The organism is Poseidonocella sp. HB161398 (assembly GCF_005870025.1).
Taxonomy (GTDB): Bacteria; Pseudomonadota; Alphaproteobacteria; order Rhodobacterales; family Rhodobacteraceae; genus Mangrovicoccus.
Map to the genome: position 1 here is coordinate 1 of NZ_VATA01000097.1, position 15,872 is coordinate 15,872.

14 protein-coding genes are annotated in these 15,872 nt (G+C 69.1%); 2 read left to right on the forward strand and 12 right to left on the reverse strand.

Annotation, left to right across the window (positions count from 1 at the left end):
- The first annotated feature begins 532 nt into the window (after positions 1-532).
- Positions 533-1,651: a M20 family metallopeptidase gene (locus tag FGX59_RS33555; RefSeq protein ID WP_138472653.1), complete on the forward strand. Its 1,119-nt coding sequence runs from the start codon at positions 533-535 to the stop codon at positions 1,649-1,651.
- Here the strand turns inward: FGX59_RS33555 and FGX59_RS33560 are convergent.
- Together FGX59_RS33560 and FGX59_RS33565 are read right to left on the reverse strand one after the other, a co-directional pair.
- On the reverse strand, positions 1,621-2,286 hold the full coding sequence (locus FGX59_RS33560) for a TenA family protein (RefSeq protein WP_138472654.1): 666 nt from the start codon (positions 2,284-2,286) through the stop codon (positions 1,621-1,623). The genes FGX59_RS33555 and FGX59_RS33560 overlap by 31 nt on opposite strands.
- Positions 2,279-3,121: a BtpA/SgcQ family protein gene (locus tag FGX59_RS33565; RefSeq protein ID WP_138472656.1), complete on the reverse strand. Its 843-nt coding sequence runs from the start codon at positions 3,119-3,121 to the stop codon at positions 2,279-2,281. Before FGX59_RS33565 ends, FGX59_RS33560 begins: the two co-directional genes overlap by 8 nt.
- 32 nt (positions 3,122-3,153) lie before the next feature.
- Here FGX59_RS33565 and FGX59_RS33570 point away from each other — a divergent pair, with 32 nt between their 5' ends.
- A complete protein-coding gene (locus FGX59_RS33570; RefSeq protein WP_138472658.1) occupies positions 3,154-4,032 on the forward strand; it encodes a PfkB family carbohydrate kinase in 879 nt (292 codons plus the stop codon).
- Positions 4,033-4,066: 34 nt separating this feature from the next.
- On the opposite strand, the gene FGX59_RS33575 is transcribed toward FGX59_RS33570, so the two are convergent.
- The 10 genes from FGX59_RS33575 to FGX59_RS33620 all read right to left on the reverse strand — a co-directional run bounded on the left by FGX59_RS33575 (position 4,067) and on the right by FGX59_RS33620 (position 14,695).
- Positions 4,067-4,831: a glutamine amidotransferase gene (locus FGX59_RS33575; RefSeq protein ID WP_138472660.1), complete on the reverse strand. Its 765-nt coding sequence runs from the start codon at positions 4,829-4,831 to the stop codon at positions 4,067-4,069.
- Between the two features lie 23 nt (positions 4,832-4,854).
- Positions 4,855-5,919 carry a phosphotriesterase gene (locus FGX59_RS33580; protein WP_138472662.1) on the reverse strand — a complete coding sequence of 355 codons (1,065 nt, stop codon included), beginning with the start codon at positions 5,917-5,919 and terminating at the stop codon, positions 4,855-4,857.
- Positions 5,916-6,920 carry an ABC transporter permease gene (locus tag FGX59_RS33585; protein WP_138472664.1) on the reverse strand — a complete coding sequence of 335 codons (1,005 nt, stop codon included), beginning with the start codon at positions 6,918-6,920 and terminating at the stop codon, positions 5,916-5,918. The genes FGX59_RS33580 and FGX59_RS33585 overlap by 4 nt, the downstream gene beginning before the upstream one ends.
- Positions 6,920-7,687, reverse strand: a complete 768-nt coding sequence (locus tag FGX59_RS33590) for an ATP-binding cassette domain-containing protein (RefSeq protein WP_240722835.1) — start codon at positions 7,685-7,687, stop codon at positions 6,920-6,922. The genes FGX59_RS33585 and FGX59_RS33590 overlap by 1 nt, the downstream gene beginning before the upstream one ends.
- A 17-nt stretch (positions 7,688-7,704) precedes the next feature.
- Entirely contained in the window at positions 7,705-8,640 is a 936-nt protein-coding gene (locus FGX59_RS33595) for a substrate-binding domain-containing protein (RefSeq protein WP_138472668.1), read from the reverse strand.
- A 36-nt stretch (positions 8,641-8,676) separates the two neighbouring features.
- Positions 8,677-9,684 (reverse strand): LacI family DNA-binding transcriptional regulator, encoded by a 1,008-nt coding sequence (locus FGX59_RS33600; protein WP_138472670.1) that lies wholly within the window; start codon positions 9,682-9,684, stop codon positions 8,677-8,679.
- A gap of 651 nt (positions 9,685-10,335) precedes the next feature.
- A complete protein-coding gene (locus FGX59_RS33605; protein ID WP_138472672.1) occupies positions 10,336-11,655 on the reverse strand; it encodes a TRAP transporter large permease subunit in 1,320 nt (439 codons plus the stop codon).
- A complete protein-coding gene (locus FGX59_RS33610; RefSeq protein ID WP_138472674.1) occupies positions 11,652-12,263 on the reverse strand; it encodes a TRAP transporter small permease subunit in 612 nt (203 codons plus the stop codon). The genes FGX59_RS33605 and FGX59_RS33610 overlap by 4 nt, the downstream gene beginning before the upstream one ends.
- Positions 12,264-12,321: 58 nt before the next feature.
- On the reverse strand, positions 12,322-13,425 hold the full coding sequence (locus tag FGX59_RS33615) for a TRAP transporter substrate-binding protein (protein WP_138472676.1): 1,104 nt from the start codon (positions 13,423-13,425) through the stop codon (positions 12,322-12,324).
- An 88-nt stretch (positions 13,426-13,513) separates the two neighbouring features.
- Positions 13,514-14,695 (reverse strand): amidase, encoded by a 1,182-nt coding sequence (locus tag FGX59_RS33620; protein WP_138472678.1) that lies wholly within the window; start codon positions 14,693-14,695, stop codon positions 13,514-13,516.
- Between the last annotated feature and the right edge of the window lie 1,177 nt (positions 14,696-15,872).

Consider the following 15,872-nt stretch of genomic DNA (forward strand, 5'->3'; position numbering starts at 1 on the left):
CCGGCCGGGTCACATGCGCGACCGCTTCAGAATAGAGGACTGGCCCGATCCGGCCGGCCTCGGGACAAGGGCGCAGCGGCAGCCGAGTCGGGCTTCTTAATTGCGCCCGAGAACTGACGCGGTCTGCGCTCTGGCCCTCCGCAAGTCGCCGAACCTCCCGCGAACGGAAGGAACCCCTGTGCCAAGGCGACTCGTCCCGTTTCGATCCGGGACGCTATGCCGACCAGACAGCATGTCCTGGCTGGAAGGCACCGCAGCTCTGGGCAGCGGCTCGGTCCCGGCGGGTTGCCGACCGTTCGGCGGCGGCGGCTCGCTCTGCTGGCCTGATGAGATTCCGGGCATCGCGCCCGAAGGATAGGAAATGCAGCTCAAGACGCGGCATAAACCGGTTTACTAAGCGGACCGGAGCCTTCAAGTCTTCCGCAAGGCTACGGGTCGCGCCACCGCGCGGCATGACCGAACCGGAGGATGACATGGACCAGAAGACCCGCCGAAAATCGACCGCGCCGGCAAGCCCCGGGGCGCGCCGGACATGACCGGCGCCGGGACGCCCGCCGAGGCGCTGTCGGATATCGAAGCGCTGACGCGCAAGCTGGTCGCCTTCGACACCATCAACCCGCCGGGACGCGAGGCCGAGGCGATGCGCTATTGCGCGGAGCTGCTCGCCAGCATCGGCTTCGACTGCCGCCTGACCGAGCATGGCGAAGGCCGCAGCAGCCTGGTCGCGCAGCGCGGCCCGGAGGGCGGGCTCGTGTTCTCCGGCCATCTCGACACCGTCCCGCTCGGCCGCGCGCCCTGGACGCAGCCGCCCCATGAGGGCCGGGTCGTGGATGGCAGGCTCTACGGGCGCGGCAGCAGCGACATGAAGGGCGGCGTCGCGGCCTTCCTGGTGGCTGCGGCGCGGGCGTCCTGCGATGCAGGCACCGGGATCATCCTGACGGCGGGCGAAGAGACCGGCTGCGACGGCGCGCGCTGGCTTGCCGAAGCAGGCGCCTTGCCTAAGGCCGGCGCGATCGTCGTCGGCGAATCCACCGACAACCAGCCGCTCTGCGGGCACAAGGGCGCGCTCTGGCTGAAGCTCGCCGCCGAGGGTCGCACCGCACATGGGGCGACGCCCGCGCTCGGGGTCAACGCCATCGCCGCCATGGCCCCCACGCTCGCGCGGCTCTGCGCCTTCGACCCCGCGGTCCGGCATCCGCAGATGGGCGCGGCCACCTGCAATCTCGGCACGATCCGCGCCGGGATCAACGTCAACTCGGTGCCCGATCTCTGCGAGCTGGCCGTCGACCTGCGCTCGGTGGAGGGGATCACCCATGCCGCGCTGCGCGACGCCATCCGGGCGCTCTGCGACGACGGCATCCGCATCGAGACCCTGCTCGACCTGCCCGCCGTCTGGACCGATCCGGAGGATCCCTGGTTCGCCGCGGCCGCCGCGACGGCGCGCGCGGTCACCGGGCAGGCGGACCGCCTCTCCTGCGCGACCTATTTCACCGATGCCTCGATCCTGAAGCCCGCGCTCGGCGAACCGCCGGTGATGATCCTCGGGCCCGGCTCGATGGACCAGCCGCATGGCACCGACGAATACGTGCGCCTGTCGCGGCTGGCCGAAGCGGTCGAGATCTACGCCGCGCTGATTTCGTCGGCGGGATAGGCGGCGGCATGGAACCCGATCTCGAGCCGCTGCACATGGCCGAAGACCCGCACCGCCTCGTCGCGCTGCGCCTGCGTCATGCCCTGCCCCAGCGCGTCGAGCCGGTCGCGCAGCCAGCGCGCCTGCGCGGCGAAGCCCGGGGCGGCATGCATCCCGACCCAGTCGCGGACCATCGGATCGCCCATCGGCGCGTCCTGCACGGCGCGGCACCAGGTCCAGTACATCCATTCGGCGGCGAACATGGCGGTGACGATCGCGGTGAAGTCTCCCTCGCGGGCGATCTCCAGCATGCCTTCCCGGAAGGCGGCGACGCGCGGCTCGGCCTGCAGCCCGGGGTCGGGGCTGATGCCGCGGCGCGCGAAGGCGGCCTCGAAATAGGGCATCTGTTCATTGGCTAGCGCATCGAGGGATCCGATCAGCTTGCGCCGGTCGCCGAGATCCGGGGCTTTCGCCACCGCATATCCGAAGATCGCGATGGCGGTCTCGACGAAGGCGCCCTCGATCAGCAGGTACCGGTCGAAGACCCCGGGCGACAGGCGGCCGGCTGCGATGTCGCGCACGAAGCGGTGCGAGACCATCGCCTCGAAGTCCTGCGCGTTCTCCGCCAGGATGCGGTCGGTGAGCAGTTCAGCCATCGAGCCCCTCCTGCGCCGCGGCGACGAAGCTTGTCACCCGTGCCGGATCGACCGGGTTCCACCAGACGCCGCCCTCCTTCAGCGAGGAGGCGACGATCACGCCATTGGTGCGCTTGAGGATCTCGGCGATATTGCCCTCGGTCACGCCCGAGCCGACCAGCAGCGGCAGATGGGTCGCGCCGCCGATCTCCTCGATCTCCCCGATCGTGGCGCTGTTGCCGGTGCGCTGGCCGGTGGCGATGATGCCGTCGCTGTCGAAGAAGGCGAGATCGCGGGCCAGCTCGGGGATGGAGCGGTCCGCGACGATGGCGTGGCTGCCATGCTTCACATGGGCGTCGGTGAAGATCTTCACCCGCTCGGCGCGCAGCAGCGAGCGGTAGCGCAGCGCCTCGGCGGCGCGGCCCTCCATGAAGCCCTCGTTGGCGACATAGGCATTGGCCCACTGGTTCACCCGGATGAATTCCGCGCCGCCCGCCACCGCGGTGGCCAGCGCCGGGAGCGGCGCATTGGCCAGCACGTTGACGCCCATGGGCACGCCGAAGGCGCGCTTGATCCGGTCGGTGACAACCGACAGGAAGGCCGGGGTCTCGGGCCCGATATCGGCGGGCTTGGAGAAGGGGATGTCGCCGTGGTTCTCGACGATCAGCCCGTGCAGGCCGCCCTCGACCAGCCGCTCGGCATCGCGCAGGCAGGCGTCGTAGATGGCGTCGAGCGTTTCGCCGCGATAGCGCGGCGCGCCCGGAAAGGGCGGGCAGTGGATCATGCCGATCAGCACCTTGCCGCGTCCGAAGATATCTCTTATCGCGCCGGCCGGGCGGTCGGAGATGAGCTGCATGTCGGGACCTCTCAAATAGGAAGGAACGGGCGATGAAAGCCTACGTCATCGGCAACGCGGCACTGGACGAGACGCTCTCCATCGCGGATTTCCCCCAGCCGGGGGCATCGATCTTCGGCAGCACCCTGTCGCGCGATCTCGGCGGCAAGGGCGCGAACCAGGCGGTGGCCATGGCGCGGACCGGGCTCGGCTGCACCTTCGCCGCGGCGGTCGGACGGGACGAGCGCGGCAGCGAGATCGCCGGCCGGCTGGCGGCGGAACCGCTCGAGATCCGGCTGGCGGCGCTCGAGGGTGTCGCCACGGACTACTCGATCATCCTCATGGCAGAGGCCGGCGAGAACGCGGTCATCACCACGCGCGAGGCCGCCTCGGCGCTGAGCCCGGCAGAGGCGCGCGCCGCGCTCGACGGGGCGGCGGCGGGCGATCTCCTGGTGATGCAGGGCAACCTTTCGGCCGAGACCACCGCGGCGGCGCTGCGCCATGCCCGCGGCCTGGGCATGCGGACCGCGCTCAACCCCTCGCCGCTGCAGCACTATTTCGCCACGCTCTGGCCGCTGGTCGACATGGCCTTCGTCAACGAGGGCGAGGCGGAGGCGCTCGGCGGGGTGGAGCGGCTGCTGGCCGGGGGCGCAAGCGACGTGGTGCTGACGCTCGGCGGGCGCGGTGCGGCGCTGATCCGGCAGGCGGGGCGCAGCGACGTGCCGGCCGAGCCCTGCGAGGTGGTCGACACGACCGGCGCGGGCGACTGCTTCATGGCGGTGGCGCTGGCCTCTGCGATGCTGCGCGGCGGGGCGCTGGATGCCCGGGCGCTGGCCCATGGCGCGCGCGCCGCGGCGCATACCGTGTCCCGGCCCGGCACCGTCGCCGCCTTCCCGGACCAAGCCGGAATGGCGGCGATCCTCGCCAGCTGAGCCCGGGCGCCCGCCGCGCGCCGCGGGCCCGCCCTCAGCGCGCGGCAAGCCAGCCGAGCACATTCTTCCACAGACGGGCATAGCCTTCCCAGTCGCAGAAATCGGGCGACAGCCAGTGCGGGCCGATATCCGAGGTCCAGGCGGCGGTGCGCCCTGCCCCGTGGCGGCCCAGCACCAGCAGCGGATGGCCGCCCTGGTCGTCCGGCAGCTTGGCGACCAGCTCGGCGCCCTCGCGCAGCTCCACCTCGTTGACACCCAGGATCGGCGGCCAGGCCACCCCCGTCAGCCCTTCCATCACCGGATGCTCCGGCGCGGTGATCTCGGCCACGGCGCCCTCGGGGATCTCGACGCGGTCGTCCCAGGGCAGGCAGGTGACCGGCAGCGTGTCCTCGACCGCCGTCTTGCGCCAGCGCGCCTTGCCGTCGATGCCCTGGAAGGAGAAATAGCCGCCCATCATGATCAGGCTGCCGCCCTTGGCCACCCAGTCCTTCAGCATCCGCAGCCGGTTCGGGACGCATTTCGAGCGCAGCCAGACATCGGGCGGCAGCAGGAAGGTGTTGGCGCCGATATCCGACAGGATGATGATGTCATAGCCGTCGAGCCCGCCGATCTCGAAGGGGAAGCCCTCGGCGGCCTCATGGGCGGTCATGTAGTCGACCTCGAACGCGCTGCCCGCCAGGGCGTCCAGCAGCGGCTTGGCCCCGGTGTGGAAATGCACCGAGCCGAACTGGTCGAAGCCCTTGTAGTGGGTTTCCGAGGTCGTCCAGCTTTCGCCCACCAGAAGTACCTTGGTGCTCATGTCGTCGTCCTTTCAGGATATCGTCAGATCGTCGCGTCGAAGACGCGGCGCGGGTTCTCGACCATCAGCGTGCCGAGCGCGGCCGGGTCGATCCCGTGGCGCAGCAGCCGCGGCAGGAAATGCCGGGTCACGAAGGCGTAGCCGTTGCCGCCGTAGCGGGTCAGCATCATCTTCACGAAGACGTCGTGGGACAGCAGGACACGGTCGAGGAACCCGGCCTCGACCAGCCCCATGATCGCCCGCGCCACCTCGTCATCCGAGGGGCACTGCACGCCCTGGTCGGCATAGAAGAAGTCCATCCCGATCATGTCGAATTCGAGAAACGCGCCGCGCTGCGCCAGCGTCGCCTGGTAGACCGGGTCCATGTGCGAGGGGTTCATGTGGCACAGCACCGTGTGGCGCAGGTCGGCCCCCTCCTCCTCGACGATGTCGAGCACCCTGTGCGCCAGCCGGAACCAGCCCGGCAGGTGCACCATCAGCGGCAGGCCGGTGCGCACTTGCGCCCGCGCCGCGCCGCGCAGGGATTTCTCCTCCTCGGCGGTGAAGTCGGAGGAGACGCCGATCTCGCCGATCAGCCCGATCCGCGCGTCCGTGCCGTCGACCCCGGTCAGCGCCTCGGCGACGATCTCGTCGGCGATGTCGTCCGCGCTGAGCGCCGCCACAGCTTCGGGCATCGAGGAGGCCAGGTAGTAGCCTGCCCCCATCACCACCTGCACGCCGCTTCCGGCCGCGATGCGGCGCAGCTTCAGCGGGTCGCGGCCGATGCCGCGGCAGGTCGGATCGACGATGCTCTGCCCGCCAGCCGCGGCGAAGGCCTTCACCTCCTCGATGGCCAGTTCGACATCGTCGAGCGCAATGTTGTGCTTGTTGACGAACGGGTCCTGGCGCAGCTCGGAGAGCAGCTCGATGCTGATCTCGGCCTCGGCCAGATGGGCGCGCCCGGGCTCCTTCGGCGGGTTCCACCAGCAGCGGCAGTCGTTCTGCAGATGCTCGTGCATCAGCGTGTGGCCGAGCCGGTCCGAGGGGATCGGCCCGTCCACGGTCATCACCAGGCCCGAGCCGGTGTGGCAGGGAGACAGCTCGCTCATGCGGATTTCCTCCGGGCAAAGCGCCAGTTGCGGTCGAACAGCCTGGTGTTCATCCAGATGGCGACAAGAATGATCGTGCCGGTGACGATCTGGGTGAAGAAGGGCGAGATATGCATCAGGATCAGCCCGTTGCCGATCACCGCGATGGTCATGGTCCCCAGCACGGTGCCGGTCATCGAGGCCTTGCCCCCCATCAGCGAGGTGCCGCCGAGCACGACGGCCGCGATCACCTGCAGCTCGAAGCCCTGGGCCGCGTTCGACGAGCCCGAGCCCAGCCGCGCGGCGATCAGCATGCCCGCCACCGCGCAGGCCAGCCCCGAGACCACGTAGACGGAGGCCAGCACCTTCTTGGCGGGCATGCCGACGCGGCGCGCCGCCTCCATGTTCGAGCCGACCGCGATCACCTGCCGCCCGTACTGGGTCCGCAGCATGACGACGAAGCCGAGGATGGCGACGAGAATGGCGATCAGCGCGGGCACCGGAAAGCCGCCGATCGTGCCCCGGCCGAGCCAGAAGAAGCCGTCGGCATCGCGGATCGGGATCGAGTAGCCTTCCGTCATGTAGAGCGCGACGCCGCGCAGGATCGACAGACCCGCCAGCGTGACGATGAAGGCCGGGATGCCCTGGTAGGAGATGAACCAGCCCTGCACGCCGCCGATCAGCGCCCCGGCGACCAGCATCAGCACGATCGTCGCCGGCCAGCCCAGCCCCGCGGCCATGACGATCGCCGCCAGCGCGTTGATCAGCGCCACCATGGAGCCGACCGAAAGGTCGATGCCCGAGGTCGCGATCACCAGCGTCATGGCCACCGCCACCACGAGGATCGGCGCCGCCTGGCGCAGCACGTTCAAGAGGTTGCCCCCCGTCAGGAAGGTCGTGGTCATGCTGCCGAAGAACAGCATGCAGAGCGCGAAGAACAGCGCGATGGACAGCACCTGCGCATGTTCGGAAATGAAATCCGCCAGTTTCGAGCCGGCCTGCCGCTCGGTATAGGTTGCCATCAGTGGCCTCCCTTGCCGACGATGAGGTCGACCAGTTCCTGCAGGTTGGTGTCGCCGATGGCGCGCTCGGCCACCTTGGTGCCCTCGTACATGACCGCCACCCGGTCGCAGACGCGGAACAGGTCCTGCATCCGGTGGGTGACCAGCACCACGGCGACGCCGCGCGCCTTGACGCGGTTGATCAGCGCCAGCACCGCCTCGACCTCGGCCACGGCGAGCGCGGAGGTCGGCTCGTCCATGATCAGCACCTTGGGCTCGAAGCTGGCGGCCCGGGCGATCGCGATGGCCTGGCGCTGCCCGCCCGAGAGCTTCTCGACCTTGGCGGTCAGCCGCGGGATGCGGATCTCCAGCGCGGCGAGCATCTTCGCGGCCTCGGCCAGCATGCGCTTCTGGTCGAGGAACGGCCCCCGCTTCAGCTCGCGCCCGAGGAAGAGATTGCCGACCACGTCGACATGGTCGCAGAGCGAGAGATCCTGGTAGACCATCTCGATATGCAAATCGCGCGCCTCCGAGGGAGTGGCGAAGCGGACCTTGCGGCCATCCATCTCGATCTCGCCCTCGTCGGGGACATAAGTGCCGGAGATCACCTTCGAGAGCGTCGACTTGCCCGCCGCGTTGTCGCCGATCAGGCCGAGGCACTCGCCGGGACGGATGTCCAGATCGACCCCGCGCAGCGCCTGGTGCGAGCCGAAGGTCTTGCGGATGCCCGTCAGCCGCAGGATCGGCGCGGCCGGGAGGGGGGCCTGCCCCCTCCCCTCCCCTGTCATTTCTGTCGCTGCCATGGTCATTCGAACAGCGAGCGGAAGTCGCCGACATTCTCCTGCGTGACGATGGTCACCGGCACCGAGATCTCGCTCTCGACCTCGCCGCCTTCGGAGAGCGCCACCAGCGCATCGACCGCGGCAGCGCCCATGCCGGCCGGATCCTGCTGGATTACCGCCTTGAGATAGCCCTCGTCGATCGCGTCGATCGCCTGCGCGGTCAGGTCCCAGCCGTAGATCGCGACATCCGACTGCTTGCCCTGGCTCGACACGGCCGCGATGGCGCCCATCAGCGCGGGCTCGCCGGTCGCGTAGATCGAGGTCAGATCCGGGTTCGCGGTGATCAGGTTCTCGGCCGCGCCGAGCGCCACGTCCTGGATGTTCTGGCCGTCGACCGTGCCCGCGACGGTCACGTTCCCGGCGTCGAGCGCCTCCTCGAACCCGTCCTTGCGGACATTCTGGATATAGGAGTTCAGCGCGCCGACGATGCCGAGCTTCGAGGCGCCCTCCATGTGCTCGTTGTAATAGGCCGCAAGATCGGCCCCCGCCTTGGCATTGTCGACGCCGATCTGCGCCTTCTGCGGGCCCTCGGGCAGGATCGCGTCGATGGCGACCACCGGGATGCCCGCCGCATCGGCCTGCTCGACCGCCGGCATGATGCCGTTGACGTCGATGGCGACCACGGCCAGCCCGTCGACGCCTTCCTGGATATAGGTCTCGATCGCGCTGTTCTGCGCGGCGGAGTCGTTGTTGGCGTTGAAGATCACCAGCTTGACGCCGGCCTTCTCGGCCGCCTCCTGGGCCCCGCGGTTCATCTCGTTGAAGAACAGCGCCTGCTGGTTGATCTGCACCAGGGCGATGGTCTTCTCCTCCTGCGCGGCGGCAGGCAGCGCCGCGGCGCCGAGGATGGAGGAGGTCAGGAGCACGCCGAGAGTGCGGCGCGTGATACGGGAATGCATGTCGTGTCCTCGCTGTTGGAAGTCGCGTCAGTCTTGTCAGATCGGCGGCGCAACCGAGTTCCGCTCGATCAGCGTGACAGGAAGCAGCTCCTCTGGCGGGAGCTTTGCAGTGTCCTCCGGCCGGCGGTCGAGCAGGAGCTCGAGGGCGCGCTTGCCCAGGTCGCGGACCGGCTGACGCACCGCTGTCACGGCCGGTGCGAAGAGATGGAGCGGGCCGACATCGTCGAAGCCCACCACGGAGACGTCGCGCGGCACGGCAAGCCCGGCCTCGCGCAGGACCTCGTAGAGCCCGGTGACCAGCTCGTCGGAGGTGGCGAAAATCGCGGTCGGCCGGTCCGCGCCCCGCTGGGCGAAGGCCTGCGCGGCGGCCCGGCCGGCCTCGACCGTATAGGGTCCGCAGACCCGCTCGATCCGGGCGCCCTCGCCCGCCAGCTCGCGCATGCCGCGCGCGAAGCCGGCATAGCGCCGGGCGCCGCTGATCATCTGGTCGACGCCGCCGATGAAGAGCACGTGCCGGTGCCCGGCCGCCGCCAGATGGCGCCCGGCCAGCGCGCCGCCCTCCTCGTTATCGCAGAAGAGCTTGGGCACCTGCGCTCCGGCCACGTCCTCGTCGACCACGACGCAGGGGCCGGCGGCGCTGATCTTCGCGGCCAGCGCGTCGTTGCCCGCATGGTTGGTGATGAAGATCAGCCCGTCGGCATGCCCCTGCCGGATCTTGTCGAGATAGGACATTTCCCGGTCCGGCCGGTTCAGCGTCGCATGCAGCGCCAGAGACAGCCCGCGGCGGTCGGCCTCGGCCTCCACCGCCGCGACGAACATGGCAAAGAACGGCGTGGCGATATCGGGCACGACCAGAGCGATCGTGTCCGAGCGCCCCAGGCTGAGGCGGCGCGCATGCGGGTTCGGCACGTAGTTCAGCGCCTTGATGGCGGCATTGATGGCCTCGGCGGTCCTGTCGGGCAGCTCGAGCGAGCCGTTCAGGTAGCGCGAGACCGTGGTCTTCGACACATTCGCCGCCTTGGCCACATCCTGCAGATTTGCCATGCCACCCTTCCCAAAGCCGCACATTCTGTCAGTAAACCGATTTAGTAAACTGGTTTACCTGAACGCTAGGCAGATTCGGCGGCACCTGTAAAGCTCTCTGCGGGAAAAGCGGCCGCCTGCCGGAGCCTTCCGGCGCCGCTGCGCAATTTCGCGCCGCTGGCCGCAGATGGCATGGGCAAGCGCCGCGCCGCGGGGCGGGAACGAAGCCGGTGCAAGCGCAGGCATGCGCCATGGCGGAAGATGGGTGGAGGCGTGCAGACCGCGCCGTCAGCGGGCGTGCTGCCTTTGCCGATCCCGGAGCGGATGACGCGCAAGCCGTGCCCATAGGGCCCGGAGCCCGCGCCAGAACGGACCTCTGCGGCGCGGACGCTCGCGCAATGTCCCTCCACTGGTCGATCACGGCGCCGCCCCCCGCCGGCACGAGAGCGCTATATGGCATGAGGGGATCGGGACCGTCCGGAACCGGATCGCCGCCTTCCTGCGGGAAGAATGCAGCCCGCGCCGGGACGGCCGCATTCGGCGCCGCCGCGAAATGCGGAATACGGCATTCCCTCATGACGCGGAGGGACGTGTCAGCGCGGCGCATCCGGCCAGATGCGCTGGCGGCAGAAGACGGCCCTGCCGCCCCTCAGCGGGACGGCAGGGCGCGGGTCAGTCGAACATCACCGACGGCAGCCAGAGCGCGATCGCCGGGAAGGCCAGCACGAGGATCAGCGCGATCACCTGCAGGCCGACGAACTGGAACATGCCCGAATAGATCTCCTTCAGGTGCCATTGCGGCGCCACCGCCTTGAGATAGTAGGCCGCCATCGCCACTGGCGGCGACAGGAAGGCGGTCTGCAGGTTCACCGCCACCAGCGCGCTGATCCACAGGAGGTTCAGCCCGGCCTGCTGCACGATGGGCAGGAAGATCGGCAGGAAGATGAAGACGATCGGCGCCCATTCCAGCGGCCAGCCCAGAAGGAAGACCACGACCATCAGCGCCAGCACCACGCCGAAGGGCGGCAGGTCCCAGCTGACCAGCAGGTTGGCGATCCAGGGACCGGTGCCCAGCCGGTTGAACACCGCGCCGAACATGTTGGAGGCCAGGAGCAGGAAGAGGATCATCGAGGAGACGATGACCGTCTGGTAGAGCGCCATGCGCAGCCGCGGCAGGGTGAAGCGGCCGTAGAGGATCGTCAGGATCAGTGCGCCGGCCGCGCCCATGCCCGCGCCCTCCGTCGGCGTGGCGACGCCCGTCAGGATGCTGCCCAGCGTCGCGCCGATCAGAACCAGCATCGGCGTCATGCCGACGATCAGCTCCTTCAGCGCGACCTTCCAGCTTTCCGGGCGTTCGGCTTCGGGCAGGGCCGGGCCGAGGGAGGGATTGATCCAGCAGCGGATCAGCGTGTAGGCGAGGAAGAGCCCGGTGATCAGCAGCCCCGGCAGGATGCAGGCGGCGAAGAGCTTGGGGATCGAGACGCCGACGACGGGCCCGAGCACCACCAGCATCACCGAGGGCGGGATCAGGATGCCGAGCGTGCCGCCCGCGGTGATCGTGCCCGCGGACAGGGCCGGATCGTAGTTCGACTTGGTCATGACCGGTGCGGCGAGCATGCCGATCAGCGTCACCGAGGCGCCGATGATGCCGGTGGCCGTGGCGAAGATCGTCGAGGTCAGCAGCACGCCGATATAGAGCGCGCCCGGCACCCTCGCGAGAGTGAACTGGAAGCCCTTGAAGAGCCGCTCCATGATGCCCGCCTGCTCGAGGATGTAGCCCATGAAGACGAAGAGCGGCACGGCGGCCAGCGTCTCGGTCCCCATCACGCCCCAGGCCTGGTAGACCATCAGGTCGAAGGCGCGGTCGCCGAGGCCGAGATAGCCGAAGAACACGGTCAGCACGATCAGCGTGAAGGCGATCGGGAAGCCCGCGAAGATGCCGACCAGCAGCGAGGCCAGCTGGACGAAGCCGAGGATGACGCCGAAACTCATGCAGGCTCTCCGCTGCGGAACTGGAACACGGCCTTGATGACCTCCGACACGCCCTGGATCATCAGGAGGAGCGCGGTGGCCGGAATGACCGCGCGGTAGGGCCACAGGATCGGCCGCCAGAAGCTCGCCGAGGCGCGCTCGGAAATCATGAAGGAGCTCAGCGCCTTGTCGAAGCCGGCCCAGAAGAAGAAGAACAGCCCCGGGAAGAACAGGAGCACGTAGAACACCAGGTCGACCCCCGCCTGGGTGCGCGGCGACCAGTCCTTGAAGAACAGGTCGGTGCGGATATGCCCGCCGAAGCGCAGCGTCGTCCCCGCCCCCAGCATGAAGATCGTGCCGTAGAGCATGTAGCTGAGGTCATAGGCCCAGATGCTGGGATTGTTGAACGCGTAGCGGCGGATCGCCTCCATCACCACGATCGCGACCAGCGCCAGCACCAGCCAGCTCAGCGCATGCCCGTAGAGATCGGCGAAGCGGTCGATCTTCATCACGATGCCGCGCCAGGGATCGGGGATGTTGGGGACCGCCTTGCGCATCTGCTCCAGATCCGGAAGGTCCTCGTCCTGCTTGAGCGCGCGCAGGAGCGCGTCGTCGTCTTCGGCTGCCATGTCGGGTCCTTGCCTGCCGTTCGGACGGAGGACGGAGCGGGCCGTCCTCCGCTCGTGATCATTCGAAGCCGAAATGCTTCAGCGCGATATCCGCCGGCGGGTTGATCCGCGCCTTCAGCGGCACGACCCGCTCGGCAAAGGCCTGCTGGCTGTCCAGCACCTTGGCGAAGAACGCGTCCTGCTCGGCATAGCGGTCGAGAACGGCGGACCAGGCGACAAGCTGCGCCTCCATCACGTCGCGCGGGGTCTCGGTGACCTTCACGCCCATCTCGGTTTCCATCTGCGCCAGGGCCTTGGAGTTCTCGTCGAGCCCCTTCCAGTAGAAATCGGCCGACTCCGCCATGACGGCATAGGTGACGATCGCCTTCAGGTCGTCGGGCAGCTCGTCCCAGCGCTCCTTGGAGACGAAGAAGTTCTGGATCAGCCCCAGCTGCAGGTAGCTCGGCATCATGTAGATCTTGCGCACATCCGGCAGGCCCAGGATCATGTCGGCTTTCGGGCCGAAATACTCCGCGGCCTCGATCACGCCCTGCTCGAGCGAGGGCACGACCTCGGAGCCGGGCACGGTCACCACCGCCGCGCCCATTTCGCGCATCACGTCGACCGGCAGGCCGGGCGTGCGGTACTTCATGCCCTTGATGTCTTCGGCCGAGGTCACCGGCTCCTCGAACCAGCCGAAGGGCTGCGCCTGGGCCGGGCTGAGCAGGAAGGACACGGTGTTGGTCATCTGCAGCGTGTCGTTGATGTACTCGGCGAAGAGCTCCTTGCCGCCGCCGTAGTACATCCAGCCCATCAGGTCGATCGAGGGCATGCCGAAGCCCGGCGCCGAGGCAAAGAGGCTGCCCGCCGGATGCTTGCCGACCCAGTAGTCGGCATCGCCCCCGGCCGCGTCGATCACGCCGTCATTGACCGCGTCGAGCACGTCGAAGGCCGGGACGAAGGCGCCGCCGGGGCTGACCTCCATGACCAGCCGGCCGCCGGACATCTCCTCGATCATCTCGGCGAGCCGGACGAAGGTCAGGTGCAGGTCGTCGCCCGAGGCATAGGCCGTCTGGACGGTCCATTTGAATTCCTGCGCCGCGGCGGGCAGCGCCAGGCAGGCCATGGCGGCCGCCGTGGCGGCCCCCTTCACGGGCATGGCGATCTTGGAAAGGAAGGACATTGCAGTTCCTCGCTGTTGGAGTGACGCGGGCCGGATATTGTTGTTGTCGGAGTGCTCCGGCGGGACGGCCCAGCCTGCCGGGGTATGTTCAGCCGGGCGCGACCGCCGCGGCGAGCGGTTCGATCCGCGCGGCCAGCGCGCAGAGGAAGCCGTCCCGCCCGGCCGCCGCGTTGATCTGCACGGAGGCCTTCAGCCCGTTCGCCGCCGCCCCGCCCGGCACGCAGGCCGCCGGCAGTTTCGACAGCGACCAGATGCGGTTGACGAACGGGTCCCCGGTCCAGCCGAGCCCCTCTGGCGCAAGCGCCGCGGCCGCCGGGCCGATCACCGCGTCATGGCCGGCGAAGAGCGCGCCGCAATAGAGCCGGAAGCGGTCGGCGGTCTCCAGCGCGGCGGCATGGGCCTCCTGCGGGATCGCCATCGAGGCATCGCAGAAATCCCGCAGCTCGTCGGACAGCAGATCGCGATGCTCCGCCAGTTCGCGCGACAGCGCCCGCGGGATCTCGTAGCCCATGACCGTTTTCTGCGCGTCCATCATCTCCAGGAAGGGCGCCGGATCCGGCAGTTCCCCGACCGTGTGGCCCGCGGCCCGGAGCGCCTCGGCCGTGCCCAGCACTGTTGCGCGCGTGGCCGCGTCGGCCGTGTCCCAGACCGGCAGCGGCAGGAGCGCGATCTTCAGCGGGCGGTCCGGGAGCGGCTCCGGCCGCCAGGCCGGGAAGGCCTTCAGCATCGCCTCGATCCCGGCCATGTCGCGCGCCAAGACGCCGACCCGGTCGAGCGTCGGCGACATGATCCGCACGCCCTCGCGCGGGATATAGCCCGCCGAGGGCAGGAAGCCCGCGATCCCGCAGAAGGCGGCCGGCCGGATCACCGAGCCCGCGGTCTGCGTCCCCAGCGCCCAGTCGAACATTCCCGCCGCGACGCCCGCCGCCGATCCCGAGGACGACCCGCCCGGCGAATGCGCCGGGTTCAGCGGATTGCGGGTCGGCCCCGGCTTGGTCGTCGCGAATTCCGTCGTGACCGTCTTTCCCAGCACCCTGGCCCCTGCCCGCTCGAGAAAGGCCACGCAGGCCGCGGTCCTGGCGGGCATCCGGCCCTCGCAGATCGGCGAGGCGCATTCCGTCGGCAGGCCTTCGACATCGATGATGTCCTTGACGCCCAGCGTCACGGCGGGCCGCGCCGCGGGAAGGTCCGGCGCCAGGCGCACCAGGGCGCGAAGCGCGCGGTCCTGCTGCCCGATCTGCCCGATCCAGTCTGTATCTCTGTCTGCCATCGTCTCGAATTCCACTCGCACTTGCGGGCAGTTCTGCATCCGGGCCCGGGTCCGGCAATATATAATTATTCATGCAATATGCAGTTTTCGGCCGACCCGGCATCCGGGCGTGCAATGACCATGAATTGAACAGTCCCGCCGCTTTTCGGGGCGGCGGCGAATGACGGCGCGTCCAGGATTTCGCAAAAAGCTGTCTCAGGGCGTCCCGGACTCCGGTCCGGATCTTGCCGCCTGCCGATTTCAAGGCGTCATCCGCCGGCCGCTGGCAACGGATGGAGGGCAGCTGGGGATCAACGCCCCTGCCCGCGCTCCCGGAGCGGCGATTGCCTGCCTCCAGACCAATGGCGAGAGGTCGCAGAGCGTCAGGCTCGTGCCTGGAAACCATTCTGGACCCGGCCCGCCCCCGCGCATCTGCAAGCCCCGGCACACAAAGCAGCCCGGCATTGCCGGCCCATGGCACGAGCGCAATGTCCGCCCGGCTTCTGGAATCCCGTCCGTCAGCCGGACATCGCCGCCAGGGATCAGGCGGCCCCGCGCCGCGGCCCCTCCGGCTCGATCCCGGACAGGCGCCGCCGATCTGGCAAGTACCCCGCGATGCAGGCCGCCCCGTGGCTTGTCGCCAAAATCGGGGGACCTTTCTCGCGAGACCGACGCGCTTGCTGCCCTGCCAGAGCAGACCCCGCAAGACGACCGGCGGGACCACCGATTTGCGCGGGCCTTGTCAGGCGCCTTCCCAGCGTCGATCGCCGTCCTCCGGATCCGGTCCCTCGATGCAGGGGGAAAGCTGCGCCGTCCGGACGACGCAACCGCGAACCCGCACGGACGACACAGCGATCCGAACGTGCCTTGCGATCAAGGTCCCTTTCGCGATGCCCTTGCGGCGGCCGCCGGGGCCGCGGCACGCGCCCTCGCACTGCCGGGTCCCGGCCGGGCGTTGCCGGACGTCGGCATCTGCCGGAGCGGCAGAAAACCTTGGGCATCACCCTCCATATTGCGGGTCCAGACGCACCGCGCGCCTGCTTGCCGATGGCACTGGCATCAAGCTGGAAGGCGAAAGCAAATGGCACGCGGATGATGTCCCGAAAGGTGGTGTAGCTCACCGCGGGCCTCGCGCTTTCAAGCGGGCCGAGCTGGTCAGTCGCGCTGCGCCGCAGGCAGGCTGACATTGAGATCATCG

Bases quoted from the DNA above. Each gene is read 5' to 3' on its own strand.
- FGX59_RS33555 (WP_138472653.1), top strand. From the start codon at position 533: ATGACCGGCGCCGGGACGCCCGCCGAGGCGCTGTCGGATATCGAAGCG.
- FGX59_RS33560 (WP_138472654.1), bottom strand. From the start codon at position 2,286: ATGGCTGAACTGCTCACCGACCGCATCCTGGCGGAGAACGCGCAGGAC.
- FGX59_RS33565 (WP_138472656.1), bottom strand. From the start codon at position 3,121: ATGCAGCTCATCTCCGACCGCCCGGCCGGCGCGATAAGAGATATCTTC.
- FGX59_RS33570 (WP_138472658.1), top strand. From the start codon at position 3,154: ATGAAAGCCTACGTCATCGGCAACGCGGCACTGGACGAGACGCTCTCC.
- FGX59_RS33575 (WP_138472660.1), bottom strand. From the start codon at position 4,831: ATGAGCACCAAGGTACTTCTGGTGGGCGAAAGCTGGACGACCTCGGAA.
- FGX59_RS33580 (WP_138472662.1), bottom strand. From the start codon at position 5,919: ATGAGCGAGCTGTCTCCCTGCCACACCGGCTCGGGCCTGGTGATGACC.
- FGX59_RS33585 (WP_138472664.1), bottom strand. From the start codon at position 6,920: ATGGCAACCTATACCGAGCGGCAGGCCGGCTCGAAACTGGCGGATTTC.
- FGX59_RS33590 (WP_240722835.1), bottom strand. From the start codon at position 7,687: ATGACAGGGGAGGGGAGGGGGCAGGCCCCCCTCCCGGCCGCGCCGATC.
- FGX59_RS33595 (WP_138472668.1), bottom strand. From the start codon at position 8,640: ATGCATTCCCGTATCACGCGCCGCACTCTCGGCGTGCTCCTGACCTCC.
- FGX59_RS33600 (WP_138472670.1), bottom strand. From the start codon at position 9,684: ATGGCAAATCTGCAGGATGTGGCCAAGGCGGCGAATGTGTCGAAGACC.
- FGX59_RS33605 (WP_138472672.1), bottom strand. From the start codon at position 11,655: ATGAGTTTCGGCGTCATCCTCGGCTTCGTCCAGCTGGCCTCGCTGCTG.
- FGX59_RS33610 (WP_138472674.1), bottom strand. From the start codon at position 12,263: ATGGCAGCCGAAGACGACGACGCGCTCCTGCGCGCGCTCAAGCAGGAC.
- FGX59_RS33615 (WP_138472676.1), bottom strand. From the start codon at position 13,425: ATGTCCTTCCTTTCCAAGATCGCCATGCCCGTGAAGGGGGCCGCCACG.
- FGX59_RS33620 (WP_138472678.1), bottom strand. From the start codon at position 14,695: ATGGCAGACAGAGATACAGACTGGATCGGGCAGATCGGGCAGCAGGAC.